17 protein-coding genes are annotated in these 26,120 nt (G+C 72.5%); 10 read left to right on the top strand and 7 right to left on the bottom strand.

All coding sequences use genetic code 11. The features are described 5' to 3' along the window. Nucleotides 1-97 precede the first annotated feature (97 nt). Nucleotides 98-1,495 (bottom strand): extracellular catalytic domain type 1 short-chain-length polyhydroxyalkanoate depolymerase, encoded by a 1,398-nt coding sequence (locus IE242_RS31875; RefSeq protein WP_229859715.1) that lies wholly within the window; start codon nucleotides 1,493-1,495, stop codon nucleotides 98-100. A 625-nt stretch (nucleotides 1,496-2,120) separates the two neighbouring features. On the opposite strand from IE242_RS31875, the gene IE242_RS31870 reads away from it, so the two are divergent. The 5 genes from IE242_RS31870 to IE242_RS31850 all read left to right on the top strand — a co-directional run bounded on the left by IE242_RS31870 (nucleotide 2,121) and on the right by IE242_RS31850 (nucleotide 7,741). Then, nucleotides 2,121-2,960 carry a pectate lyase gene (locus IE242_RS31870; RefSeq protein ID WP_189865554.1) on the top strand — a complete coding sequence of 280 codons (840 nt, stop codon included), beginning with the start codon at nucleotides 2,121-2,123 and terminating at the stop codon, nucleotides 2,958-2,960. 245 nt (nucleotides 2,961-3,205) lie between these two features. Beyond that, complete coding sequence (locus tag IE242_RS31865) at nucleotides 3,206-4,291, top strand: WD40/YVTN/BNR-like repeat-containing protein (protein ID WP_189865552.1); 1,086 nt, start codon at nucleotides 3,206-3,208, stop codon at nucleotides 4,289-4,291. Nucleotides 4,292-4,601: 310 nt separating this feature from the next. Next, nucleotides 4,602-5,279 (top strand): uracil-DNA glycosylase, encoded by a 678-nt coding sequence (locus IE242_RS31860; RefSeq protein ID WP_189865550.1) that lies wholly within the window; start codon nucleotides 4,602-4,604, stop codon nucleotides 5,277-5,279. Nucleotides 5,280-5,629: 350 nt separating this feature from the next. Continuing rightward, the gene (locus tag IE242_RS31855; protein WP_189865699.1) at nucleotides 5,630-6,583 is read left to right on the top strand and encodes an N-acetylglucosamine kinase; all 954 of its coding nucleotides are present in this window, start codon (nucleotides 5,630-5,632) and stop codon (nucleotides 6,581-6,583) included. 234 nt (nucleotides 6,584-6,817) lie between these two features. Beyond that, nucleotides 6,818-7,741, top strand: a complete 924-nt coding sequence (locus IE242_RS31850; protein ID WP_189865548.1) for a sirohydrochlorin chelatase — start codon at nucleotides 6,818-6,820, stop codon at nucleotides 7,739-7,741. 119 nt (nucleotides 7,742-7,860) lie between these two features. Here IE242_RS31850 and IE242_RS31845 read toward each other — a convergent pair whose 3' ends face one another. Next, complete coding sequence (locus IE242_RS31845) at nucleotides 7,861-8,958, bottom strand: lactonase family protein (RefSeq protein WP_189865546.1); 1,098 nt, start codon at nucleotides 8,956-8,958, stop codon at nucleotides 7,861-7,863. Nucleotides 8,959-9,118: 160 nt separating this feature from the next. Further along, a complete protein-coding gene (locus IE242_RS31840; protein WP_189865697.1) occupies nucleotides 9,119-10,606 on the bottom strand; it encodes an FUSC family protein in 1,488 nt (495 codons plus the stop codon). 295 nt (nucleotides 10,607-10,901) lie between these two features. On the opposite strand from IE242_RS31840, the gene IE242_RS31835 reads away from it, so the two are divergent. From IE242_RS31835 to IE242_RS31815, 5 genes are all read left to right on the top strand, one after another. Beyond that, nucleotides 10,902-11,378: an Lrp/AsnC family transcriptional regulator gene (locus tag IE242_RS31835; protein ID WP_189865544.1), complete on the top strand. Its 477-nt coding sequence runs from the start codon at nucleotides 10,902-10,904 to the stop codon at nucleotides 11,376-11,378. A gap of 37 nt (nucleotides 11,379-11,415) precedes the next feature. Beyond that, complete coding sequence (locus IE242_RS31830) at nucleotides 11,416-12,123, top strand: HAD family hydrolase (protein WP_189865542.1); 708 nt, start codon at nucleotides 11,416-11,418, stop codon at nucleotides 12,121-12,123. A 676-nt stretch (nucleotides 12,124-12,799) separates the two neighbouring features. Then, on the top strand, nucleotides 12,800-14,251 hold the full coding sequence (locus tag IE242_RS31825; RefSeq protein WP_229859707.1) for a family 2B encapsulin nanocompartment shell protein: 1,452 nt from the start codon (nucleotides 12,800-12,802) through the stop codon (nucleotides 14,249-14,251). 293 nt (nucleotides 14,252-14,544) lie between these two features. Beyond that, a complete protein-coding gene (locus IE242_RS31820; RefSeq protein ID WP_373299639.1) occupies nucleotides 14,545-15,630 on the top strand; it encodes a family 2 encapsulin nanocompartment cargo protein terpene cyclase in 1,086 nt (361 codons plus the stop codon). 107 nt (nucleotides 15,631-15,737) lie between these two features. Further along, nucleotides 15,738-16,646, top strand: coding sequence for a geranyl diphosphate 2-C-methyltransferase (locus IE242_RS31815; RefSeq protein WP_189865538.1), 909 nt, complete (start codon nucleotides 15,738-15,740; stop codon nucleotides 16,644-16,646). Between the two features lie 78 nt (nucleotides 16,647-16,724). Here IE242_RS31815 and IE242_RS31810 read toward each other — a convergent pair whose 3' ends face one another. From IE242_RS31810 to IE242_RS31795, 4 genes are read right to left on the bottom strand one after another with little or no spacing between them, the layout of a single operon-like run. Continuing rightward, nucleotides 16,725-21,977: a WD40 repeat domain-containing protein gene (locus IE242_RS31810; RefSeq protein WP_189865536.1), complete on the bottom strand. Its 5,253-nt coding sequence runs from the start codon at nucleotides 21,975-21,977 to the stop codon at nucleotides 16,725-16,727. Further along, nucleotides 21,970-22,947: an AAA family ATPase gene (locus tag IE242_RS31805; RefSeq protein WP_189865534.1), complete on the bottom strand. Its 978-nt coding sequence runs from the start codon at nucleotides 22,945-22,947 to the stop codon at nucleotides 21,970-21,972. Before IE242_RS31805 ends, IE242_RS31810 begins: the two co-directional genes overlap by 8 nt. Next, complete coding sequence (locus tag IE242_RS31800) at nucleotides 22,944-25,049, bottom strand: vWA-MoxR associated conflict system protein (protein WP_189865532.1); 2,106 nt, start codon at nucleotides 25,047-25,049, stop codon at nucleotides 22,944-22,946. The genes IE242_RS31805 and IE242_RS31800 overlap by 4 nt, the downstream gene beginning before the upstream one ends. Further along, a complete protein-coding gene (locus IE242_RS31795) occupies nucleotides 25,046-25,987 on the bottom strand; it encodes a lipase family protein (RefSeq protein WP_189865531.1) in 942 nt (313 codons plus the stop codon). Before IE242_RS31795 ends, IE242_RS31800 begins: the two co-directional genes overlap by 4 nt. Between the last annotated feature and the right edge of the window lie 133 nt (nucleotides 25,988-26,120).

Genomic DNA, 26,120 nt, shown 5'->3' with positions numbered 1-26,120 from the left:
GGGCCTTCCTGGGGCGGCGGGTTTCGGCGGGGTGTCCGGAGTCGCGGAAGTCGCGAAGTGACGGTCCGGACCGTCAGATGACGGTCCGAACCGTCCGTCAGATGACAGTGCAGGCGGCGCCGTTCAGCGTGAAGGCGGCGGGCTCGGCGCTGTTGCCGGTGTGGCTCGCCTGATAGCCGATGGAGACGCTCGCGCCGGCCGCGATCGTGCCGTTGTACGAGGCGTTGGTGGCGGTGACCGTTCCGGTGGCCGGGGCGTAGGAGGCGCCCCACCCGTTGGTGATGCTCTGCCCGGCCGGGAGCGTGAAGCCCAGCTTCCAGCCGTCGACGGGCGTGGAGCCGGTGTTGGTGACGGTCACCGAGGCGATCAGACCGGTGTTCCACGCCTGGGTGGTGACGGACACCCGGCAGCCGCCCGGCTGCGGTTCGGGGCCGGGACCGGATCCCGCGTCGTCCAGGCCGAAGAAGGTGATCGCGCGGGCCGCCATGCCGGTGGTGGGCAGGTTGTGGCCGACTCCCTGGAGGCTGATGGCCTCGACGGGGGCCTGGTCACCGGTTGCGCCGTAGCGGGTGCGGGTCCAGCCGGACGCGGGCGAGTCGGTACGGGCGGGCGTCTGGCCGAGGCCGTGCACATCGGTCCACTGCTCGATTGCCTCCCCGAAGTTGGGGTAGCGCAGCGTGTCGTCTGCGGTGCCGTGCCACAGCTGCATACGCGGCCGGGGCCCGGTGTAGCCGGGGTAGGCACCCCGGACCAGATCGCCCCACTCCTTCGGGGTGCGGTTCACGGTGCCGTTGGCGCAGGCGCTGTTCCACTCGGAGCCGTCGGTGGTGGCGAAGCAGCCGAACGGCACGCCCGAGAAGGCGGCGCCCGCCGCGAACACATCCGGGTAGTCGCCGAGCAGGACGTTGGTCATCATGGCGCCGGACGAGGCACCGGTGGCGAAGACGCGGCCGGTGTCGGCGTCGTAGGTGCGCGTCACCCAGTCGACCATGGACTTGATGCCGACCGGGTCGCTGCCGCCGCCGCGGCGCAGCGCCTGGGGCGAGGAGACGTCGAAGCACTTGCTGCTGCGGGTGACGGACGGGTAGATCACGACGAACCCGTGACGGTCGGCCAGCGAGGCGAACTCCGTGTTGGAGTAGAACACCGGGCCCGAGCCGGTGCAATAGTGCACGGCCACCAGGACCGCCGGGTTCGGGGTGACGCTCTCCGGCACGTACAGGTACATCCGGAGATTGCTGGGGTTCGCGCCGAAGTCGGTCACCTCGGTGAGGGTTCCGGTGGGCACCGCGGCGGACGCCCCGGACGCGGCAGCGTTCGCTCCGGACACGGCAGCCGGCCCCCCGGACGCGGCAGCGTTCGCCGGGGGTACGGCGGCGGAGGCGTGCGGTACGGCCAGGAAGGTCGCCGCGAGCAACGGCACCAGTCCTGCGAGGAGCGCGAGGAGCGCCGAACGGAGCGGCCTCCTCGGGGTGTTGCCGACAGTGGTGGACACGTCCTCGTCCCTTCCCGTGCACGGCTCGACGGCTCGTACGGCATGACGCGCGGGGCAACCGCGGAGGCATCGTGGCATGGACATGGCTCTCCTGGAACCGCTCCCACGCATCGAAAAGATTCGCTGTCCGACATCCGCGCCCGGTCGGTGAGTTCTGTGCGAACCGTTGACCAGTAAGCGCTTTCCCCTTACCTTCCGTTCAGCGGGGTGACCCGGTAGCACCGCCTCCGCTACGGAACGGCAGCCGCAGCCATGCGCACCACCTGGGGAAGTGCACTCCCCGGGCTTTGAAGCACCGCGCCGCACAGCTCTCCGCCCTGCACGCGGAGATCAGCATGATGAACAGCGGTCATGTAGGTGACCTGCCAGGTTCTCCCGAAGGGACGCACCCCACATGCGTACACGCCCCTCCCGTGCACGAGCGCAAAGACCGGAGAGGCCGGCCACCCGGCCGAGCCCGCCTCGCCGGTCGTCGCCTCGGTGACCTCGGGCGCGGGTGCGGGCGCCGGGAAGCTCTGGCACCCCTGCGCGTCCCCCACGGAATCTCTCACGGGATCTCTCACGGGGTTCTCCCGCAGGACCCCCTGTTCCCCCCACTGTTCCCCACTGAAAGAGGAATCGGGACATGACATCGCCAGTACGTCAGCATCTCGGACAACGCCGTCACCGCGCCCGGCCCGCCCGGCGGCGCGCCCTCGTCGGCACCCTGGCCGCTCTCGGACTGACCGGCTCGACCCTCCTCGCGAGCGGCCTGACGGGCACCGCGAGCGCGGCCGCGGCCTGGCCGACCGCCACGGGCAGCGTGCCGCTGACGGCGACGAAGGCCGTCTCCGGCACGTACGACGGCAAACTCCAGCGCTTCTACGGCAGCGGCGACCTCGGTGGTGACGGCCAGGACGAGGGCCAGGACCCGCTGTTCCAGCTGGCCGACGGGGCCGTGCTGAAGAACGTGATCCTCGGCTCCCCGGCGGCCGACGGCATCCACTGCTCGGGCAGCTGCACGCTGCAGAACGTGTGGTGGGAGGACGTCGGCGAGGACGCGGCCACCTTCAAGGGCAAGTCGTCGTCGGCGACGTACACGGTCAGCGGCGGTGGGGCGAAGTCTGCCTCGGACAAGGTGTTCCAGTTCAACGGCGCCGGCAAGCTGACCGTCACCGGCTTCCAGGTCTCGAACTTCGGCAAGCTGGTCCGCTCCTGCGGCAACTGCTCCACGCAGTACAAGCGCACGATCGTCATCAACGACGTGGACGTGACGGCTCCCGGCACCTCGGTCGTCGGCATCAACCAGAACTACGGCGACACCGCGACCCTGACCAAGGTGCGCGTCCACGGCGACAGCAGCAAGAAGATCAAGATTTGCACCCGCTTCACGGGCAACAGCAGCGGGGACGAGCCGAAGGAGATCGGCAGCGGACCTGACGGGACGTACTGCAAGTACTCGACGTCCGACGTCACTTACGACTGACCCCGACGGCACCCGGTCGCGGGGTGGCGGCCGCGACCTGCTCCACCCGGCCCCGGGCGGCCGTACGAAGGACCCCGCGTGGTCCCTCCGTACGGCCGCCCCGGCGCGTGACTCCACCGTCCCGGACGGCGTCCTGGTCGACCGCGCCCGCTGACCTGCGCCGACGGGTTCTCCGAGGGGGACTGTCAGTGCCGGGGTGCAGACTGGCCCGTGACTGAGACAGCGACGTCCCGGAGGTGGTCGGCATGGCCGGCATCCTGCTCACCGTAGGCACACGCAAGGGTCTGTTCGTCGGGCGGCGGCGCGGCGGCGCCTGGGAGTGGGACGAGAGCCCGTACTTCAACGCGCAGGCCGTGTACTCGATCGCCATCGACACCCGTCACGGCACACCCCGGCTCCTCGTCGGGGGCGACAGCGCGCACTGGGGCCCGTCGGTGTTCCACTCCGACGACCTGGGACGTACCTGGACCGAGCCCGCCCAGGCACCCGTCAAGTTCCCCAAGGACACCGGGGCCTCGCTGGAGCGGGTCTGGCAGCTGCATCCGTCGGCGGCCGAACCGGACGTGGTCTACGCGGGCACGGAGCCGGCCGCCCTGTATCGCTCCGAGGACCGGGGCGAGAGCTTCACGCTGGTACGGCCGCTCTGGGAGCACCCCACGCGCGGCAGGTGGGTGCCCGGTGGCGGCGGCGAAGGGCTGCACACCGTCCTCACCGACGAGCGCGACCCGCGGACCGTCACCGTCGCCGTCTCCACGGCCGGGGTGTTCCGCACCGAGGACGGGGGCGCGAGCTGGTTCCCCTCCAACTCCGGTGTCTCCGCGGTGTTCCTGCCCGATCCGAACCCGGAGTTCGGCCAGTGCGTGCACAAGATCGCACGCGACGCGGTCGTCCCCGACCGGCTGTATCTGCAGAACCACTGGGGCGTGTACCGCAGCGACGACGCGGGCGCGCACTGGACGGACATCGGCGAGGGCCTGCCGTCGACGTTCGGTTTCGCCGTGACCGCCCATCCGCACCGCGGGGACACCGCGTACGTCTTCCCGATCAACGCCGACGCGGACCGGGTACCGGCCGGCCGGCGATGTCGCGTCTTCCGCACGGCGGACGCGGGCAAGACCTGGGAACCGCTCGCGGCCGGGCTGCCGGACGGGGACCACTACGGCACGGTGCTGCGCGACGCGATGTGCACGGACGGCGCGGACCCGGCGGGCGTGTACTTCGGCAACCGCAACGGCGAGCTCTACGCGTCGGCCGACGACGGCGACAGCTGGCAGCAGCTCGCCTCTCATCTGCCGGACGTGCTGTGCGTGCGCGCGGCGGTCGTGGACTGACACCGGATGGAGCCGGTCCGCGCAGTCGTCCGCCTGCGCACGTCCGTGCCTGTCGCACGTGCGTGCACGTCATCCTCCGCCCGTCCGCGCACGTCGCCCTCCGCCCGTCCGCGCACGTCATTCTGCGCCCGCCCGCGCACGTCGCCTTTCGCCCGTCCGCGCCGTCGTCCGTGCGCGTGTGTGCCGGACGCGTGCATGGGCGAGCCAAGTCCGCCCGGGAGGCGGTCCGTTCGTCAACGGACCGGTCATTCCCGGTCGTGCCGCGGCCACTGGTTGATCGCGTCCGCGCGGACGGCAGTAGGGTGACGCCGTGGCACCACGACCGTTGCATGAAATCGTCGAGGCGGGCTGGGCGAAGGCTCTGGAACCCGTGACCGGACGGATCGCCGAGATGGGTGACTTCCTGCGCGCGGAGCTCGCCGCGGGACGCACCTATCTCCCGGCCGGGCCGAACGTCCTGCGGGCCTTCCAGCAGCCCTTCGACGACGTCCGCGTCCTGATCGTCGGACAGGATCCGTACCCGACACCGGGACACGCGGTGGGGCTCTCGTTCTCGGTCGCACCGGACGTGCGGCCGCTGCCGGGCAGCCTCATCAACATCTACCGGGAGCTGCAGGCCGATCTGGAGCTGCCCCAGCCGTCCAACGGGGACCTGACGCCGTGGACCCAGCAGGGTGTGCTGTTGCTCAACAGGGCGCTCACCACGGCTCCGCGGCGGCCGGCGGCGCACCGCGGCAAGGGCTGGGAGGAGGTCACGGAGCAGGCGATCAGGGCATTGGTGGCGCGCGGCCGTCCACTGGTGTCCATCCTCTGGGGCCGTGACGCCCGTAACCTCCGTCCCCTGCTCGGCGACTACCCGTCGATCGAATCCGCCCATCCCTCTCCCATGTCCGCGGACCGCGGTTTCTTCGGCTCCCGGCCGTTCAGCCGGGCCAACGACCTGCTCCTGCGGCAGGGAGCCCAGCCGGTGGACTGGCGCCTGCCATGACCGGCACGGGGCCGGAGCCGAGGCCGAGGCCGGCACCGAAGCCGACGCCGGTGCTGGTGTCCGGCGCGCCGTCACCCTCTGACGGCGCGCCGGGAACGAGCCGCCGCCGGGCCGGGCAACCGCCGCGGCCCGCACCGTCGCCGCACGCTCCGGTTCCCCCGACCGCTCCGGCTGCCGACTCCGATGGTCCGGAACCGCCCGCCGTCACCGGCTCCGACATCGGCACCCGCACCCGCACCCGCACCCGCACCCGCACCGACTCCAGCTCCAGCTCCAGCTCCAACAACAAACCCCGCTCCGGCTCCGGCTCCGGCTCCGGCTCCGGCTCCGATGGTCCGGGCTCGCCGCTCGTGCTGGCCGTCGACTCCGGGGGCTCCGGGCTGCGTGTCGTACTGGCGGCGGGCGGTGAGGTTCTTGCTGATCCCTTGGTGTCCGGCGAGCCCGTGCGGATCGGGGCACGCGGTGTCGACGCCGGGCATCTGCTGGAGCAACTGCTACCCATGGCGCGGCAGTTGATCGGCGCCGCCGGGGCCGGCCCCCCGCGCGCGGTCGTCGTCGGCGCCACCGGTTTCGCCACCCTCGGTGACCGGATGCGCGCCGAACTGCCCCCCGCCCTGACGCGTGAGTTCGGCGCGCCCAGGATCGCCCTGGTCGCCGATGCGGTCACCGCGTACACCGGCGCCCTCGGCCCACACGCCGGTGCGGTGGTCGCCGCCGGCACCGGACTGATCGCGATCGGCACCGACCTGGAGCGCTGGCGCAGGGCGGACGGCTGGGGTCATCTGCTGGGCGACTGCGGCGGCGGTGCGTGGATCGGCCGGGCGGGCCTGGAGGCGGCACTGCGCGCCCACGACGGACGCCCCGAGGGCTCGGCCCTTCTGCTGGTGCGCGCCGAGGAGATGTTCGGTCCGGTGAGCGAGCTGCCGGCGCGCCTCTACCCGCGCACGGACCGCCCCGCCGTGCTCGCCTCCTTCGCCCCGCAGGTCGCCGCCTGCGCCGGGCACGACCCGGTGGCGGCGGACATCCTGCGCGCGGCGGCCCGGCACATGGCCGACTCCGCCGCGGCGGTCTGCCCGGCCGACGGCGAGCCTCTGATCGCCCTCACGGGAGGCGTGTTCCACATGGGCGAGCCCCTCCTCGCGCCGCTGGAACTGGAGCTGAAGGAGCGGCTCCCGCACGCGCGGCGCGTACCCGCCGAGGGCGATCCGCTGCACGGTGCCGTACGCATCGCCACCGAACTGGCCACCGGGGCCCTCGCGCTGCCACGCGACGCGCGGATGCTCCACGAGGTGGCCGGAAACTGACCCCGCAAAGCGGACCAACACCTCGTACCGGACAGGCACTTCTCCGTGCCGAACGCGCGTCCTCCCGTATCCGCGGACCGCCGCGGGCGATCGGCGAAGCCGCTCCCCGCAGAGCCGGAACGCACGCTATCTCCGCTGATCGGCAAGTAACTCATCAGACAAATGCGGACGGATACCGCTCACCTGCACCCTCCCCGAACAGGGGAACCCACAAAGCCAGTAGCATGCGGCGCCATGAGCTCCCCCACTGGGCCCGCATCCGGCCTGCCTGTACGAATGCCGCGACCCCGCCAGCCCGGGCGGCACCGCCGTCCGGAACCCCTGGTGGCTCCCGAAGGCGCGCCCGCGCTCGTTCTCGCGGTGCCGGGCACGCCCAGCGCCGCCACACGCAGCCTCGCCGAGGAGGTCGTGAGCATCGCGCGCTCCGAGCTGCCCGGCCTGGACGCGCGGATCGGGTACCTCGACGGGAACGGTGACGAGTTCCCGACCTTGCAGTCCGTGCTCGCGCGTGTCGGCGAGGAGCGCACGGCCCGCTACGAGCAGGCCCGCGCCGCCGGCATGGACGTGAAGGAACCGGACGGCCCCGTGGGCGTGGTCGTGCCGCTGCTGGCCGGCCCGGACGGCTCGCTGCTGCGCCAGGTCCGCCAGGCCGTGATGGAGAGCCGTGTCGCCGCCGAGCTGACCGATGTCCTCGGCCCGCACCCGCTGCTCGCGGAGGCGCTGCACGTGCGCCTGTCCGAGGCGGGACTGGCACGTGCCGACCGTGCCCGGCTGTTCACCGTGGCGACCGCGGCGGACGGCATCATCCTGGCGTCCGTGGGCGGCGACGAGGCCGTGCAGGCGGCGGGCATCACGGGCATGCTGCTCGCGGCGCGGCTCGCCGTGCCGGTGATGGCCGCGGCGCTCGACGAGGACGGTTCGATCGCGTCCGTCGCGGAGCAGCTGCGTTCCTCCGGCTCCCAGCAGCTCGCGCTCGCCCCGTACCTGATCGGCCCGGAGATCGACGCCGGACTGCTGGACGCGGCCGCCAAGGAGGTGGACTGCGCCACCGCGGAGGCGCTCGGCGCGTACCCGGCGGTCGGTAAGCTGGTGCTCTCCAAGTACATGACGGCGCTGGGCATCGCCCCGCAGCAGCCGCAGGGCATGCCGGTCCGCTGAGCGGAACCGAGCCGAACGGCGCCCCCGCGTTCGTACGCGCCGGTTGGCCGTGAGGGCCCGCCCCGAGACGGGAGCGGGCCCTCACGCTGTGCGCCGGTGCTACGACCGGGGCGCGTGCGTCAGCCGAGCACCACGCAGGACGCGGCGGGCACCGCGACGGATCCGCTCCGCCGGGGTACGCCCGTGTCCGGGTCGACCGCGAACCATGTGACGTCCCCGGAGCGCTCGTTGGCGACGTACAGGAACCGTCCGCAGCCGGAGACGGTGAGCGCGCGCGGCCAGTGGCCGCCGCAGGGCACCGTCTCCACCGGCCGCAGAGTCTCGCCGTCCCCGTCCACCGCGAGCACGGACAGCACGTCCTGGCCGCGGGTCGCCGTCCATACGAAGCGGCCATCGGGCGAGACGGCGATCCCCGACGGGTACGCGTCGCCGTCCGGGGTGTCCGGCAGCAGCGCAACCTCGCCGAGAGGGATCGGCAGGCCCGTCACCGTGTCCCACCGGCACACGGTGACGATGGGCTCGAGCTCGTGCACCACGTAGGCGTGCCGGCCGTCCGGGTGGAAGGCCAGGTGGCGTGGTCCCGAGCCGGGCCGGAGCGCGGTCTCGCCGTGCAGGACGGGCCGTCCGGCGTCCAGCGCGCACACGAGCACGGAGTCCGTGCCGAGGTCGACGCCGACGGCCCAGTGGCCACCGGGGTCGGCCTGCACCTGGTGGGCGTGCGGCCCCCGCTGCCGTTCCGGGTGCGGGCCGGAACCGGTGTGCCGGAGCACTCCGGAGGCCGTTTCCGCGAGGGTGCCGTCGGTGCGCAGCGGCACGGCGGTGATGCTGCCGGAGCCGTAGTCGGCGGTCAGGACGTGGCCGGCGAACAGACCGAGGTGCGTGGGCCCGCTGCCGGGTACGGGCACGGGCACCGGCGGCCCTGCCGGTTCGAGGCTGTCGCCGGTCAGGCGGTAGGCGGCCACGGCGCCCTCGGCCGTCTCGCTGACGGCGTAGAGCAGGTCGCCACCGGGCGACAGGGCGAGGTACGACGGGTTCGGAACGCCGTCCACGCCGTCCACGCCGCCCAGCGGGGTGAGCGTGCCGCTCTCCCCGTCCACCGCCGCCACGACGATGCCGGGACCGCCCGCCGTCGTGAACGACCCGATGTACGCCCGTCCTGCCCGCCCGTGGGCGTCTTCCTCCGCCACCGCCGTCCCCTTCCGCTGTCGCGGGCCCATCGGCGTCGCACCGCCACCGCCGGCCGGGCGCTGCGCTGACCGCTCGGGGCAGACGGTAGCAGCAGGTCTAGACCAAGAGAACCGGTTCGCCGGGTCTCCGCCACCGGGGCGTGTCGCTCACCCGGTCACGTCGGACTGTCACATCAGCGTGTCGCGTGAGTCAGGCTCCAGCCAGCGGTGACTGGCGCAGGGGTGCGGCGAGGGCGGTCAGGGCTCGCTCCAGGGCGTGCAGGTGCGCGAGGGCCTGCTCCGCACCCGGGTGGTGCCCCGGCGCGCCCGCGTGTGCCGGTACGGCGCGCTCCGGCACGGCTCCGACCAGCGCCTCGACCGCCGTCTCCACACGCAGGCACGCGGCCGTGAGGCGGGCGTCGTGCGAGGCGTCCGGATCGGCGGCGACAGCCACGAGCCCGCGCGTCTCCCGGGCGCAGTCGTCCAGCAGGGCGAGCACCTGGCGGGCCCGCCGCTTGCGCTCCCGCAGCGGGTTGAGCGGATGCACGAGAGGGGCGACCGACAGCCGTACGCGCCCCAGCAGCGCCTCCAGCTCCGCCGCGCGCGGCGCCGGGTCGGCGGCGGCGTCCCCGGCCAGGCGCCGGGCCGCCACAGCGGTGCACCCGTGCACCGCGTGCAGGGCCCGCCGCACCCAGCGGTCGGTGACGGCGTGGGTGGTGACGGGCAGGACGAGCGCCACGGCGAGCGCCGCTCCGGCCGCCCCGGCGGCGGTCTCCGTGAACCGCAGGGCCAGCAGCCCCGGGTGCAGCACGCCGAGCAGCCCGTACAGCAGACCGGCCATGACCGTGACGAAGAACATCATCCAGCTGTAGGAGAGCGGAGCCGTGTAGAAGATGCCGAACACACAGACGGCGACGAGCACGGCGGTGGGCGCCGGGGCACCGTCCAGGGGTACGGCGACGAGCAGTCCGGCGGCGATCCCGGTGACCGTCCCCACGACGCGCCGGAAGCCGCGTACGAGTGTCTCGCCCCGCGACGCCGTGTTGACGAAGATCCACCAGGCGGTGCCGACCGCCCAGTACCAGCGCTCGTGGGAGAGGACCTGCCCGGCGGTCATCGCGAAGGCGCAGGCGACCGTGGCCTGGAAGGCCTGCCGCGTGGTGGGCCGGGCCGCCCCGCGACCGTCGAGCGGAGGGAGCACGGCGGCCGGCGGGGTGCGCCGTTCGATGCACCAGGCGCCGAAGCGCACGCCGGAGGCCGCGGCCAGGGCCAGCGCTATGGCGCCGTACAGCTCCGGCAGCTGGCCGGGCACCGCGTGCAGGAACTGGGTGACGAAGAAGGTCATGAACGCGAAGATGCCGAGCGCGTTGCCGCGCGGCCCCCAGCGGCGGGCGTAGACGCCGCAGAAGACGACGGCGAGCCAGCAGGCGTCCCGCAGCGCGGGCGTCCCGTGCAGGGCGGTCGCGAGCGCCAGCACCGGGAAGCCGGCGACCGGCAGCAGCGCCGTGGTGACCGCCTGGCCGCGCACGGTCGCGTCGGCGACCGTGAACAGCGCGAGCAGGGCCGCGAGACCGGCCGTGACGGAGGCGGTCAGCGACAGCCCGGCCAGTTCCGACGCGGCCACCGCGAGACCGATGCCGAGCACCGCGCGCAGCGACACCCTCAGCCGCAGCAGGCCCGGATCCGGAGCCATGAACATCCTCTTCACCGTCGGCAGCACGCCCCTTCCCTCTTCCGGCGGCCCTGGGCCACGACAGGCCGCATGACATGGGGACGGAAGGACCTCATGACATGGGCCTCATGGCATGAACCTCATGACATGGGAATGGCGCCGCGGGCACGGATCCGGCTTCATTGCCGTCCTGCGCTGCGCGGCGCCATTGATAGTGATTAGGAAAGCATCCGTACGGCAGTGGCTCAACAGGCTGCTGTTCCACTGGTCCATTGGTACAGTCACCGACGATCATCCGCGACGGCAGGAAGGCCAACGGACCATGGCCGTGGACGAGCTCGACACCCGCATCCTGCGGCTGCTCCTGGAGCAGCCGCGCACCAGCGCGCGCGAGTACGCCCGGATCCTCGGCGTCGCGCGCGGCACGCTGCAGGCCCGTCTGGACCGGCTGGAACGGGAGGGCGTGATCACCGGCACGGGACCCTCACTGTCCCCCGCCGCACTGGGCCACCCGGTCCTCGCCTTCGTGCACATCGAGGTCACCCAGGGCCATCTCGACGACGTGGGCGAGGCGCTGGCCGCCGTCCCGGAGATCGTCGAGGCGTTCTCGATCACGGGCGGCGGCGATCTGCTGACCCGGGTGGTGGCGCGCGACAACGCCCATCTGGAGGACGTGATCCAGTCACTGATCAGCCTGCCCGGCGTGGTCCGCACCCGTACCGAGGTGGCGCTGCGCGAACGCGTACCGCACCGGCTGCTGCCGCTGGTGGAGGCGGTGGGCCGGGCCGCCGGGGGGTGACCGCCGGGGGCCGGACCGCGCTTGGCATTCTGGTCCCATGGGCATCCTCGGCAGCATCTCGGTCGTGTTCGATCTCGACGGCACGCTCGTGGACAGCGAGCCCAACTACTTCGAGGCGGGCCGGCAGACCCTCGCCGAGCAGGGCGTCACGGACTTCACCTGGGCGGACCACGAGCGGTACATCGGCATCAGCACACAGGAGACGATCGCCCTCTGGCAGGAGCGGTACGGCCTGGAGGCCCCGGCCGAGGAGCTGCTCGCCGACAAGAACCGCCGCTATCTGGAGCTGGCGCGGGCCTCCACGCGCGTGTACCCCGAGATGCGGGCGTTCGTGCACCTGCTGGCGAAGGAGGGGGTGCCGATGGCCGTGGCCTCGGGTTCCTCACGGGAAGCGATCGAGGCGATCCTCGCCGGCACAGGGCTCGCCGACCGTCTGAAGACGGTCGTCTCCGCCGACGAGGTCCCGCGCGGCAAGCCGGCGCCCGACGTGTTCCTGGAGGCCGCGCGGCGGCTGGGCGCCGCTCCCGCCGACTGCGTGGTCGTGGAGGACGCGGCCCCGGGCGTGGCCGCCGCCCATGCCGCCGGTATGCGCTGCGTCGCGGTCCCGTATCTCGCCGCGCAGGCCGACGCCCCGGCGTTCGCCACCGCGGCCGCCGCGGGGCTGCTGGTGCGCGGCGGCCAGAGCGCGTTCACGGCGCGCGGCGCCTTCGACTGGCTCGTACGCTCGGCTCGCCGCTTCACCTGAACCGCGCAACCACACGCGCGACAGCGGGACCGGGAACGCCCTGCCGCTGCCGCCACAGCCATGGACCACACCCTGCCGCCGCGACCGTGAAAGCCCTCCACCGCCGCGACCGTAGGAAGCCCTCCACCGCCGCGACCGCGCGAACGCCCTGCCGGCCGCCGCCGCGGCAGGCGTGTTGTGCGCCTCACGCGCCGGTGACCGGAGGCCGGGCGAGCGGCTGCGTGCGCCTCCCGCGCCGGTGGCCAGGAAACGGATGACCGGCGCGGGAGCGTACGGCTCCGGGCTGCTCACCCCATGCGGCCGATCCGTACCCCCGGGGTCGTGAAGGCGCCCCTTTCACGCTGTTCCCGGCCGTCACCCGGACTGTTTGGCTTGTCCTGCGCCGCGTCCGGCCCGGTCGCACGCACCGCCACAGGATCCCGTCACCAGCTCGCCGTCATGGCGCCCGTCGCCCGTCTCTCCGGAAGCCGTTCGCGGACACCCGTCACCGTCGGTTCGCCCACGCCCATGTCCACACCCGCGGTCCCGGTCACCCACACCCATGACGCGACACGCCCACGGGACAGATATGGCGCCTTGTGACGTGACGTCCCCACCCGCCCCCCACCGGCCCCTCCTGGGCCGCCCGCCCCTTTCGCCCGTTTCCGCCTTCGCCCGCTCTCGCAAGGGAGGGACAGTGACCGTCCCGGACAGCTCGCCGGAGAACACCCCCGACAGCACCACCGGGCCCACCGGACCCGATGCCGACGCACAGCAGTTCACCAGCCTCGGCACCGAGGCAGCACGCCGGCTCGCCACGACCACCAAGTCCGAACCGCAGATGCAGGCCATCACCTCGCGGTGGCTGCTCAAGACGCTGCCCTGGGTGGACGTCAAGGGCGGCACCTACCGGGTGAACCGCCGTCTCCAGCTCCGCATCGGCCGGGGCCGGGTGCAGTTCGAGCAGAACGGCGCCGACCACATCAAGGTCATCCCCCGGACGCTCACCGAACTGCCGGCCCTGCGCGGCTACTCCGACATGGACGTGCTGAACGAGCTGGCCTCGCGGTTCCGGCTCCGCACCGTCCGGGCCGGCCAGGTCCTCTTCGAGGCCGGGCAGCCCGTCACCGAGGCGTATCTGATCGTCCACGGCCGGTTCACCCGCTTCGCGACCGGCAAGTACGGCGAGGAGGAGGTCACCGGGGTCGTCACGGACGGCGAAGGGCTGGGGGACGAGGCCGTCGGCCGCGCCGATCCGCTCTGGCTCGGCTCGGTACGGGCGGAGACCCCGGGAACGGTGATGGCCCTTCCCTGGGACGTCCTCGAGGACTTCGTGGAGCGCGCCCCGTCCCTCGCCGCCCATCTGGACGCCTTCGCGGAACGGCAGAGCAAACCCATGAACCGCAAGGGCGAGGCCGATGTCCCCGTGCAGGCCGGGCACGTGGGCGAGCCCGTCATCTCCGGCGGCTTCGTCGACTACGACCTGGCACCACGCGAGTACGAGCTCTCCCTGACGCAGACGGTCCTGCGCGTCCACACCCGGGTCACCGACCTCTTCAACGACCCGATGAACCAGACGGAGCAGCAACTCCGCCTGACCGTCGAGGAGATCCGCGAACGCCAGGAGTGGGAGCTGGTCAACAACCGGGAGTTCGGGCTGCTGCACAACATCGACCACGGGCAGCGCATCAGCACCTTCTCCGGCCCGCCCACGCCGGACGACCTCGACGAACTGCTGACGATGCGCCGCAAGACCCGGCTGTTCCTGGCCCATCCGAAGGTCATCGCGGCCTTCTTCCGGCAGTGCAACCGGCGCGGACTGGTGCCCGGCACCGTGAACGTCGACGGACACGAGGTACCCGCGTGGCGCGGCGTCCCGGTGTTCCCCTGCGGCAAGATCCCGATCAGTCCGCAGCACACGAGCAGCATCATCGCGCTCCGCACCGGTGAGAAGGACCAGGGAGTCGTCGGCCTCCACCAGACCGGCATCCCCGAGGAGTACGAACCCGGTCTCAACGTACGGTTCATGGGCATCGACAAGGCCGCGATCATGAGCTACCTCGTGACCGCCTACTACTCGATGGCCATCCTGGTGCCCGACGCCGCGGGTGTCCTGGAGAACGTCCAGGTCGGGTGGATGCCGGAATGAGCGTTCCGTCGGCAGCCGGCGCGTCCGGTGTCCCGCAGGGGTCCCACACGTCACTCGGGTGGAGCGCACAGCAGGGCCCCGGTACACCGCCGCACGAGCCCCATACACCGCATGAGCCGTGCGACGCACCGTGTGATCCGGCCCCATCGCCCGGATCCGGCAGGGCGCCGGAGCCCGGTACGTCGCCGGAGACCGGCCCCCCACCGGACTCGGGCGCGCCACTGGGCTCCGGCACATCCCCGGTCTCCGGCACGGCACTGACATCGGATGCGACTCCGGTCTCCGGCACGGCACTGACATCGGATGCGACTCCGGTCTCCGGCACGCCGCCGGAGCCGGGCGCGCCGCGGGCCTGGCGGTTGCCCGGGCCGCCGCGGCCACCGCGTATCACGCCCGCCCGGCGGAGCGGGGCGATTCCCGGACTGCTGTACCGGCCCGCCGTGCCCGCCGATCCGGAGAAGGCCGCCGAGGTGGACCGCAGGCTGGATGCCTGGGCGAGGGAGCTGGAACTGTTCCCCGAGGCGTGGACGGGCGACTTCACCGGGTTCCAGTTCGGCCGGGCCGTCGCGCTCCAGCATCCGGGCGCGGCCGACCTGGACCGCCTCACGACGGCCGGCAAGCTGTTGCTGGCCGAGAACGTCGTCGACAGCTGCTATTGCGAGGCGGAGGAGGGCAGGGGCGGATCGCCGCGCGGGCTCGGGGGCCGGCTGGTGATGGCCCAGTCGGCGATCGACCCGTACCACGGCGTTCCCGAGCTGGAGGAGGAGTGGCGGCGCGGTGTGCGGGCCGACGGCCCGCTGCGCTCCTACCACTGGGCGCTGAAGGACTACGCCGCCTTCGCGACGCCCAGCCAGACCGGCCGGTTCGTGCACGACATCGCGCGGCTGCATCTGGGCTACCTCGCGGAGGCTGCCTGGGCCGAGGTCCGGTACGTGCCGCGCGTGTGGGAGTACCTGGTGATGCGGCAGTTCAACAACTTCCGCCCCTGTCTGTCGATCGTCGACGCCGTGGACGGTTACGAGCTGCCGGAGCCCCTGTACGCCCGCCCGGAGACCCAGCGGATCACCGCCCTGGCCTGCAACGCCACCACGATCGTCAACGACCTGTACTCCTTCACCAAGGAACTGGCCGACCCTGCCCATCTCAACCTGCCGCGGGTCATCGCCGCCAACGAGCGGTGCGGGCTGAAGGCCGCGTATCTGGAGGCCGTCGAGATCCACAACCGGATCATGGCGGCGTTCGAGGCGGAGTCCGCGGTCCTGTCCGCCGGGTCACCGCTGGTGGGGCGCTATGCCGCCGGTCTCGCCGCCTGGGTCTCCGGCAACCACGAGTGGCACGCCACCAACACCCACCGCTACCACCTGCCGAACTACTGGTGAGTTCCCGCCTGTCTCCGTCCCCCACACCCGTACCACGAGGAGAGTCACCGTTGACCACGACCGACATCGGCACCGTGAGCACCACGAGCACCGCAGGAACGGCAAGCATGACAAGCAACGCCAGCACGCCCAGCGCCACGAACAGTAAGAACGTCAAGAGCGCCACGACGGCACCGGTGCCGCCCCAGTCCACGTACCAGAACCGCGTCGCGGCCTACTGGAACGCCGAGGAGAACCCGGTCAACCTCGAGCTCGGAAGGATCGACGACCTCTACCACCACCACTACGGCGTCGGGAACGTCGACTGGTCCGTGCTGGACGAGACCGGCCTCGTCCGGCGCCGGGAGCGGATCACCGCCGAGCTGCACCGTCTGGAGCAGGCCCAGGCCGAGCTGCTCGCCTCCCACCTCGGCCCCCTCTCCCCCGCCGACCGGGTCTTCGACGCCGGGTGCGGGCGCGGCGGCGGCAGCGTGGTCGCCCATCTGCGGTACGGCTGCGAGGCCGACGGGGTCACGATCTCCGGCAAGCAGGCCGACTTCGCCAACGAGCAGGCCAGGCGGCGGGACATCGCCGACAAGGTGCGCTACCACCACCGCGACATGCTCGACACCGGGTTCGCCTCCGGCGCCTACGCCGCGTCCTGGAACAACGAGTCCACGATGTACGTGGAGCTGGACCTGCTGTTCGCGGAGCACGCCCGGCTGCTGCGCCGCGGCGGGCGCTACGTCACCATCACCGGCTGCTACGACGACACGTACGGGCGGGCGTCCCGCGAGGTGTCCCTCATCAACGCCCACTACATCTGTGACATCCACCCGCGGTCGGAGTACTTCCGCGCCCTGGCCCGCAACCGGCTCGTGCCCGTCCACGTACAGGACCTGACGTCGGCCACCGTCCCGTACTGGGAGCTGCGCAAGGAGGCCGACCACCTGGTCACGGGCATCGAGGACGCGTTCCTGACCGCGTACGCGAACGGCAGCTTCCAGTACCTGCTGATCGTGGCCGACCGCGTCTGACAGGCCGGCCCGGGGCCCGGTCCGCTGGGCGGGCCGGGCCCCGCACGCCGCTCCCCGTCCCCTTCCTCGGTGCGTTTCTCAGCGGCGCAGATACGCGAATTCCCCGGCCTGTCGCGCGATGTCCTCGGTGATGTCCTCCCGGGCGAGGAGCAACTCGAGCATCTCCCGCGCAGCCCTCCTCGAGCCGCCGGAGGCAGAGGCCGCCGCGTGCTCCCGCAGCCAGACCACCGCGCTGCGCATGACGAGCCGTGCCTGCTCCGGTGTCAGGGAGTTCCGGCCGAGGAGCGCTCGCAGGACCATGCGTGACCGCCAGGCCGGCATGTGCTCGTGCAGCCACTGGAAGGCCCAGGTGAGGGTGGGGGTGAGCTGGTCCGCCGGCAGGTCCTGCACGCGGAGCAGGGCGTCCAGGAGGTAGCCGGCGTCCAGGGCCGTCGGATCGGCGCTGAGGCCGTCGTACGCGAGGCCGACGGCCTCGGTGAGGATGTCCTCGGGGAGGTCGGCCCGGGACAGCAGGGTCTTCAGCATGCGCCGGGAGTTGGTCTCGTCCGCGTGGTCGGTGCTCCATCGCAGGACGGCGGACGCCACCGTCCGCACCTGGGCAGCGGTCAGGCCGGACCGGAGGAGGACGGCTTCCATGACGTCCTGGGTGCTGTGCTGGGCCGGGTGGCGGAGCAACCAGTCCCGGGAGCACTCGAAGGCCTGGTCCACCTGGTCCGGGGTGAGGGACGGGTGCGCACTGAGCGGGGGGAGAATGAACTGCGCCCCCCAGGTCGTGCCGTGCAGCCGCAGCCATGCGAAGGAGGCGGCGACGGCGTCGCGCTGCTCGCCGGGAGTGAGGTCGGCCCGGAGCAGCAGCCTGCTGAGGATGAACTGGGCTTCCATCGTCGACGCGTGATCCCTCATCCACAACCCGGCGAAGGCCACCGCCGCGCGCAGCCGGTCCCCGGTGACCTCCTCGCGCGCGAGCAGTCCGTCGAGGACGGACCAGGCTCCGGGCGAGGTGACGTTGTGCTCGAGCCAGCGAGCGGTGAGGGCGACAGTCCGGTCGAGGGCCTGGTCTGTGACGTCCCCGGCGGCGAGCAGCAGGCGGAGATGATGAGCGACCTCCCGCTCGCCGACGTGTGCGTCCACCCAGTCGAGGGTGATCGACACGATGTCCCGGGTGTCCTCCGCGGCGAGTTTCCCGCTCTTCATCAGCGTTTCCAGGAGCTGAAGGTTCGCCGTCTCGCCGATGTGCCGGCGCACATAGGACAGGGCGTCGGCGACCGGCTCGCGCGCCTGTTCGTCAGTCCCTCCTGACCGGCCGAGTCGCGCGTTGAGGACGCGGGCGGCCTCGGACAGATCGCCGTTGGTGCGCAGCCAGTCGGTGGCGGCCTCCCGGATCCGGCCGCTCTGCTCGTCGTCGAGGTCGGTGCGGCCGAGCAGGGCGGTGAGGACATGACTCGCCCTAGGGCTGTCGCGGTGGGCGTCCAGCCAGTCGGCGGCGAGGGAGGTCAGGGTCTCCGCGGCGGCCTCGCTGAGATCACTGCGCTGCAGCAGGGAGCGGAGGGGGAACTCGGCTTCCGGCGCGCCCCGGTGCCGTCGCGCCCAGTGGAGGGCGAGCGCCGTCGCCTGCTCGGCCTCGTCCGGGGTGAGATCCTGGCGGAGGAGCAGGGGGCCGATCACAAAACCCGCCTGCACGGTGTGACCGTGCAGGCGCAGCCAGGTGAGGGATCTGGCGACGGCTTCCCGGGTCAGGCCGTCGGTGAGGTCCCGGCGCCTGAGCAGCTGACGCAGGACGAAGTTCGCCTCGTTGGTCCCTCCGGCCCCTTCCAGCCAGTTCATGGCCGCCGACAAGGCGTGGTCCGCCTGTTCTCCGCGCAGCTCCGCACGGGCCAGCAGGGGAGTCAGCACGAAGCTGGCGTTCCGGCCCGACGGGTGGACCTCCAGCCAGCCGAGGGCGGACGAGGCCGCTCGTACGGCGTCGTCGGACGTCAGGTCGGTGCGGTCGAGGAGGGCCCGGAGGACGAAGCAGGCTGCTGGGGTCTGTCCGTGGGTGCCGAGCCATTCGAGGGCGGTCGAGACGGTCTCCCGGACCAGGGCCGAGGCGAGATCCGCTCTGCTCAGGAGGCTGGCGAGGACGAAACTGCTCTCGGGGGCCCGCTGCCGCCTGCGCAGCCAGACGGCGGCGAAGTCCACCGCCGTGCGGTTCTCCGCGGCTGTGAGGTCGTCACGCGAGAGCAGCGCGCGGACCAGGAAGTCGGCCGCATGTCTCCGGCCGTGCTCCTTCAGCCAGTCACCGGCGAAGACGACCGCTCCGCGCAGCTCGCCCTCGGTGAGGTCCCGGCGCTCCAGCAGCGCGCGGATGACGAAGTCGGCCGCGTATTCCCGGCCGTGGGCCCTCAGCCATTCACCGGTGAGGACGACCGCTTTGCGCAGCTGGCCCTCGGTGAGGTCCGGGCGCTCCAGCAACGGGCGGATCAAGTAGCTCGCGTATCCGGCGAACACATGGTGTTCCAGCCATTCACCGGCCAGCGCGACGGACACCTCGCGTTCCGCGGTCGTGAGCCCGGTGCACTCGAGAAGCGGTTTCAGGACAGCGGTGCACCCGGCCTCGCGCACGCGCGTGCGTGCCCAGCCGATGCCCTCCTCCACCACGGCCCGCAGTTCCGGACCGGTGAGGTCGTTCGCACGGGCGAGTCTGCTCGCGATGTCCGATGTCTCCCGGCCGCCGCCCTCGGGCGGGGAGGCGGTCCCCTCCTCGGGGTCGAGGTTCTGGCTCGGGTCGCGGTGCGGGGGCGGCCGCATGCGCCACAGCTGCGCGATGCCGTCCTCGCCCGCGGTGGCGAGAAGCGTTCCGTCCGGTGCGTACGCCACCGCGGTGACCGGGGACTCGTGGGGGATGCCGACCAGTTCGGCGCCCGAGACGACATCCCGGACCCGTACGGTGCCGTCCTGACCGGCGGTCGCGATGTGGGTGCCGTCCGGCGAGAACGCCACCCCCCTGACGGAGCCCGAGTGGCCGGTCAGTACGGCGACGCACCTGCCGGTCGCGGCGTCCCAGATACGGGCGGTGCTGTCACTGCTCCCGGTGGCGACGCGGGTGCCGTCGGGCGAGTAGGCCACGCTGGTGACGGATCCCTCGTGTCCCAGCACGACGACGAGGGAACCGCTGGACACCTCCCAGATGTGCACGGTGGTGCCCATGAAGGCGGTGGCGAAATGGGCACCGTCCGGTGAGAAGGCCACCGCGGTGACACGCTCGCTGTGACCGGGCTCGAGGTAGCGGAGTTCCTCACCCGCGACGAGATGCGTTGTGCCGTCGGCTGTGCCGACGGCGAGGTGATCGCCGCGGGGCGACCAGGCCATGGACGACACCTCACCCATCAGGACGCTTGTGTCCCGGAGCGTCGTGAGGTCCCGGACCCGCGCGACGCCGCGAGTACCCACAGTGGCGATGCGGGAGCCGTCGGGCGAGTGGGCCACGCACCGGATCCGGCCGTCCTGGCCGGCGAGTTCGACGAGTCGGGCGCCGGTGGCCAGGTCCCAGATCCGCACCGTTCCGTCGTCGCCCGCGGTGGCGATACGCGCGCCGTCGGGAGCGAAGGACAGGTCCCGGACCGCACCCCGGTGGCCGGTGAGCACCAGTTCCGGTGGCTCCGGAGCCGGGGCGTCGTCCTCGGCCACGTCGGTGTGCGGAGGTGAGGGGGACGCCGGACCGGCCGGACGCACGCCGCCGGGAAGCGGTTCGGTCGGCTCGACCCCCAGCAGCCTCGCGGTGGCCGCGGCCGCATGAGCGATCGGCCGGAGTCCGGCCGGCAGGTGCTCCTCGCCCTCCGGCGCGTGCAGAACGGTGACGATGCCGTGCGGGGCCTGCGGATGGGAGTCGAGGTGGTCGGTGAGGGCGAAATGGGTGTCCCAGAGCTGGTCGCGGGTGAGCAGACCGGTCAGGTGCGCCGCCGCCGCGGGGTGAAACCGGTAGAGGGGATCGGCCGCATCCTGGCGGGTGACGGTGAGCAGCCCCGCGGTGAGGAATTCGGCGATGTCGGCGAGGTCGGCCTCGGGGACGAGACGCTCACGGAGCACGCCGAGGACGGACAGGGTGAAGGAGCCGAGCGGGGAGGCCGCGAGGGCGAGCCGCACAGCGGGCGACCGGCGGTCGTCGGTGAACGCCTCGGCGTGAGCGGCCACTTGGTCCTCGGGCGATGCCGCGCCGGGCCGGCCGGCGGGTGCGGCACGGCCGGGACGCAGCGGGGGCCGGCCGGTGGCGGGGACGAGGACGGCCTCGCAGCCGGACGGGTCCGTGCGCATCAGGGTGCGGGTCCAGGCGAGAACCTGGCCGGGGTCGAACTGCAGGACCGGCAGTGCCTGCCAGGGCTTCGTCTCCGCCGTCATCCGCAGCAGCCGGGGAGGACGGTAGGAGAGGAGGCGGCCGGGGGAGGCAGGGATCCCGGCGGTGGCCGTGGTCCGGGGAAGGTCGAGGCCGGAACGCTGCCAGAGCCGTTTGGGCAGCGGGTTGACCAGGGCGACGGGTGCGGTGCGGCCCCAGACGTGGAGGGTCCGCCACAGGGCGTCCTGCCGCCATGCCGGAGCCGCGCAGTCGGAGACGACGAGCAGGAGGCGCCGGGCCGGCTGGGTGTGGCGGGCGGCGTCCGGGTCCATGGGGAGCGCCCGGCCGTGATGGTCGTACAGCACGGGCGTGCCGCCGGGCGGATGCTCGAGATGCCAGACGCGTACATGACGGAAGGCGGCCAGCGCGCGCAGCGTCCCGGTGAAGGCGCGGACCGTCTCGTCCCACACCGCCATGGCGGTGCCGCGGTCGAGGACGACGATCGCCTCCAGCCAGGGCTCCGGCGCGGGCGCGAGCCGCGGGACGAGCATGCCGGTACGGGTGTAGTACTCGACGGTGGCGTCGACGTCGAGGCGACCGCGGACGCCGGAGAGCCAGGGGCGGCGCAGCGGGCGCAGCGCACGGCCGATGTCGAGGGCCCGGGGAAGGGCGGCGGCACGGCCGACGCTCAGCCGCTTCCCCGGAACCCTCAGGGCGCCTTCCTGGTCCTCCAGCCACACCGAGGCCGCGGGCTGTGAGGCGTCGTCCGTCTCGTCGTCTGCCGGTACCGGAAGGCCCTTCGCGGGAGACGACGTGCCGGCCGCGTCTCCGTCCTGGGGCTGTGGGGTGTCGTCCGGGGCGTCGGAGGAGTGGCTGCCGGGCGGCCCGTCGCGGTGCGCCAGCGCGGAGGCGAGGAGCAGGGCGTCGAGAAGGTCCTTGACGTCGATGTCGCCGTCGCCCTCGCCCTCGCCCTCGCCCGCCAGAGCGAGCCGCGCCAGCCGGGCGGCGGCGCTCTCAGCCACGTCCGAGCCCTCGCAGCAGCAGCTCCTCCATGCTCCGGCGCTGGCCCGCGTCCGGGATCCGGTCGCCGCGCAGCAGGTAGACGGCGCTGAGGAGCTGGTCGACGGCGACGGACTCTCCGGCGTTCAGTCTGTCGAGGAAGGTCTTCACCAGGCTGTCGGTGGTGGCGGCGTCCAGCTCGTCCAGGTGGGCGGCGACGATCTCGGTGAGGGCCTCCTGGGAGAGCGGGGGCATGTCGAAACGGACGCAGCGCCGCAGGAAGGGGGCGGGGAAGTCGCGTTCACCGTTGCTGGTCAGCACGATGACCGGGAACTCGTCGCACTGGATGCGGCCGCGCTCGACGGTGTGCGTGCGGTCCTTGTCGGCGGTACGGACCGTGATCTCCGGCTCGGGATGCCGGGCCAGTTCGGGGATCTCGAAGCCGCCGCGCTCCAGGACGTCGAGGAGGTCGCTGGGCAGGTCGAGGTCGCTCTTGTCGATCTCGTCGATCAGCAGGGCCCGGGGACGGCCGCCCGGGAGCAGCGCGGTTCCCAGGGGACCGAGCTGGACGAACTCGCCGATCTCGTCCTCATGGTCGTTCCCGGCGGGCCGGGTTGTGCCGTCGAGCATGCGCAGGTTGTGGGCGTGGATACGGCCGAGCGCGTCATAGCGGTAGAGCGCGTCGGCGAGCGTGCTGCGTGAGGTGATGTGCCAGTGGAGCACCTCGCCCAGACCGAGCTCCGCGGCGATCTGCCGGATGACGCTGGACTTCCCGGAGCCCGCCCTGCCCGTCAGCAGCAGGGGGCGGCGCAGGTGCAGGGCGGCGTTGACCGCGTCCACGAGGCCGGGGACCGGGCGGTAGGTGGTGGCGGGATCCGTGCGCCGGTCCGTTTCCTGCCGCTGTGCGGGGGTGCGCCACGGGGGCGGCGCCGGCAGTTCGGCAGGGTTCTCCGGGGGGACTCCCGTGCCCTTGTAGTACGGGGTCCAGCTCATGCTCGCTCCTTGGACGTCGTCTCGTGCGGTGCTCTCACGACCGCTCGGGCCCGTCTCTGGCAGAAGGCCTGCCAGTCGTGGTCGTGCCAGGCCGTCCTCACGGCGGCCAGGGGGCCGAGGTCGCCGTCGGGGTCCTGGACTGTTCTGCTCAGCTGCTTCCGGTAGGCGTGGGCTATCTGCTGCGGCAAGGCCTGCCAGTGCTTCCGGACGGACGCCTGGAGGGCCTGGGCGTCGCCGATGTCCTTCTGTCTCGGCCAGACCAGGGCGGGTGTGTGCTCGAGGAGTTCCTGCGCCATGAAGTCCCAGTCGGTCCGGGGCAGGGAGGTCACGGCCCACACCCTCTGTCCGCAGCCGTGGTCGACCAGCAGTTCCTGCAACTGCTCGACGGTCTCCAGGTCCTGCTCGAGAAGCCAGGCGGGACCGGGGGGCTCGTCGTCGCTCTGGCAGGCCCGTCGTTGTTCCTCCATGGAGGCCAGCAGCTGTTCGCCCACCTGGAGCATGTCGTCGATCGCGAAGTCGGGCGGGGGCGTCAGCAGGCCGGACCAGCGTGTGGTGACGGTGTAGTTGGCGCCCAGCCTCTGTTTGCGGACGATCTGGTCCTCCGGAGGGCGGTCCAGCAGCGTGAGGGTCGGCGCGGCCACATCGATGTGGCTGAGCCGTCCGCCCGCGACGTTCGCCCACGGGCCGGCCCAGGCCAGGGCTTCGGCCAGGGCCTTCGTCGTACCGTCGGGCCTCGCGGGGCAGGGGAAGCCCTGGTGGGCGAGTACGGCACGGCCGTAGAGCAGCCAGGCGTCCACGCGGACGATGCTCTCGCCCCCGTCGTCGACGAGCACCAGGACCAGCCGGGGGGCCCGTTCGCCGTGGGGTTGGCCGGTCAGCTCTCGCAGGCGGCTGTTGACCGTGGCAGTGAGTCCGAGGTCCTGGGCCCACCCGATGACGTCCCCGGGCAGGCGGTCCCCGTGTCCCGTCACATGGGCGAGGGCCGCGACGAGGCGGGCCAGGGCGCGATGGGCGCCCTCCATGGAATCCCCGTGGTGCGCGGCGTATTCGACCAGGTCCCGCAGGGCCCGCGGTGGTTCGTGGCGCACCCAGGTGAGCGGCAGCCCCGCCAGCAGGCCGGCCAGCTGCAGGCTCTCCTCGGTCAGCTCCGGTCCGAACACCTTGTTCACGACCCTCAGCGTCTTACGGCCTGCCGCCAACTCGGCCTGTACTTCCTGCAGTCGTCGGACGGCGAACCAGGAACGGTCACCTGGTGCCGGAGGGTGCTCCCGCAGCCAGGCGGTGATCTCCTCCTCGGTGGTCAGCCGCAGGTTCGTGTCGATCCGGCGGACGGCGTCCTGCACCGCCTTGCCCGCTATGGCTCCGAGGGAGTGGCCCAGGGCGGCGGCGCGGTTGCGGGCGAGCCAGAGGGAGTCACCGAAGGCCGGCGCGCCGTTGAAGACGTGCCCTCCCAGCTGCTGGCCCTCGATCTCTTCGCGGAGCTTCTCCAGCAGCCTCTCATCGACCGTCAGGAGGTCCCCGGCGCCGGGCAGGCCCTCTTCCATCAGGCGGACGAGTCCCTTGCTCAGCCGCATCCGGTAGGCCTCCTCCTTCGCGGCGGCCGCGAAGAGAAGACCGAACCGTACGCCGCCCTCCTGCCGGCCCATGGTGATCCGCGAGGCGTCCGGCACCGCGCCGCCGGCCAGGCAGGTGTCGACGATGGTGAGCAGACCGGTGACGCCGGGGTGGTTCGCGACCGAGCCGAGCAGGTCGGGCACGTTCATGTTGTCGAGCTCCGGGCCGTTCGTCCGGCCGGAGACCACGAAGTGCAACGGAGTGCCCTCGGTGCCCTCGCCGTGGCCGATGAGGGCCAGCACCAGGGACCCCCGGTCGCGCTGTGCGGCCCGGGCGGCCCGCACCACGGCCGCGTGCACTCGCTCTCTGCCCAGTCCCGTACCGATCAGCAGGGATTCCTCGCCACGGTCCACACAGCCGCCCAGCCCGGGGTCCACCAGGGCGGTATGGAGAGCGCGGGCGGCGTCCTCCAGCCCTTCCAGCCGGGCGTCTTCGCACTGCGCGCCCACGACGAGCACATGACGAGGCGGGATCGTTCCGTCGATCACGGCCGGAGAGCCTCGATCACCGGGCGGGCCACGGAGCCGTGCTCCAGGTACTTCGTGGCGGTGTGCGTCCACAGCCCGCGGGAGTCGACACGGGCCGTCACCGCCTTGACCCCGCTGTCGCTGGGGCGGATCCAGTCGGCCAGCCGCGGCCGGCCCACGACGATGTCGTCCCGGTCCCAGTAGTTGAGCCAGGAAGCGACGTTCTCGGGGCAGCGTGCCGGGCTCGGCACGAGTCGGTCCAGCACCACCGCCCCGAGGGCCAGCGGCGAACCCAGGGTGACCCAGAGGGACACCTCTCCCTCGTACTCGTGCAGCGCCTCGTAGGCGACGACCGTGCCCAGACTGTGCGAGACGACCACGAGAGGCCGCTCGGGATCCAGGCCGTCGAGCACCCGGGCACGCACGGCGGCGCCCAGGGACGCCTTCTTCCCCCGGCGCTCCAGATAGCGGCCGACCTGGGCGAGCTGGAGCAGGACGGCCCGGCCGTTCATCCACTGCGCCGCCTGCCGCAGTCCCGGCAGACGCAGCATGGTCGTCGTGACGCCGACCAACCGGCGGCCGGTCTCGCCGGGGCCCTGAGCCTGGCGGCCTTCGACGGCCGCGTCGAGCTGGAAACGGGCGTCACGGATGACCCGTGCGTCCTGTGGGCCGGTCTCGGCCGGGAACTGCTCGGCGAGTTCCTCCAGCATCGCGTCCAGCAGCTCCGCCAGGAACGGTACTTCCTCTTCGTCGAGTTCCCCTGCCGGGCCGCCCTGCGCTCCCCGGCGGCCGAACAGACCGCTGTAGTCGGCGAACGTGACATCCGCGAGCCAGCCCTGCGTCAGCGCGGAGATCTCATCGGCCAGCTGGGCCTCCCGCGCCCCCGCTGCCAGTGCCTCCAGCCAGGCACGGCGGTCCGCGTCTTCGTCCCGCAGGCCGCCTATACCGTGGACGAACAAGAGTTGAGGCTTCCCCGTACGCACCGCAACGCTCCCCTAATCCGGATGTCAGGCAGAGGATCATTGTGCTGTGTCCGCAGACTCCTGACGACACTTTCACGCAGCGACCTGCGGTTGCGGCTGCCACGGAGCT

It is taken from the genome of Streptomyces poonensis (assembly GCF_014650915.1).
Taxonomy (GTDB): Bacteria; Actinomycetota; Actinomycetes; order Streptomycetales; family Streptomycetaceae; genus Streptomyces; species Streptomyces poonensis.
Note: the sequence above shows the minus strand (reverse complement) of the source record. Positions and strands in the feature narration are given on the sequence as shown.

Coding starts and splice junctions, on each gene's coding strand:
- IE242_RS31870 (WP_189865554.1), top strand. CDS start 2,121: ATGACATCGCCAGTACGTCAGCATCTCGGACAACGCCGTCACCGCGCC.
- IE242_RS31865 (WP_189865552.1), top strand. CDS start 3,206: ATGGCCGGCATCCTGCTCACCGTAGGCACACGCAAGGGTCTGTTCGTC.
- IE242_RS31850 (WP_189865548.1), top strand. CDS start 6,818: ATGAGCTCCCCCACTGGGCCCGCATCCGGCCTGCCTGTACGAATGCCG.
- IE242_RS31845 (WP_189865546.1), bottom strand. CDS start 8,958: ATGGGCCCGCGACAGCGGAAGGGGACGGCGGTGGCGGAGGAAGACGCC.
- IE242_RS31840 (WP_189865697.1), bottom strand. CDS start 10,606: ATGTTCATGGCTCCGGATCCGGGCCTGCTGCGGCTGAGGGTGTCGCTG.
- IE242_RS31835 (WP_189865544.1), top strand. CDS start 10,902: ATGGCCGTGGACGAGCTCGACACCCGCATCCTGCGGCTGCTCCTGGAG.
- IE242_RS31830 (WP_189865542.1), top strand. CDS start 11,416: ATGGGCATCCTCGGCAGCATCTCGGTCGTGTTCGATCTCGACGGCACG.
- IE242_RS31815 (WP_189865538.1), top strand. CDS start 15,738: ATGACAAGCAACGCCAGCACGCCCAGCGCCACGAACAGTAAGAACGTC.
- IE242_RS31805 (WP_189865534.1), bottom strand. CDS start 22,947: ATGAGCTGGACCCCGTACTACAAGGGCACGGGAGTCCCCCCGGAGAAC.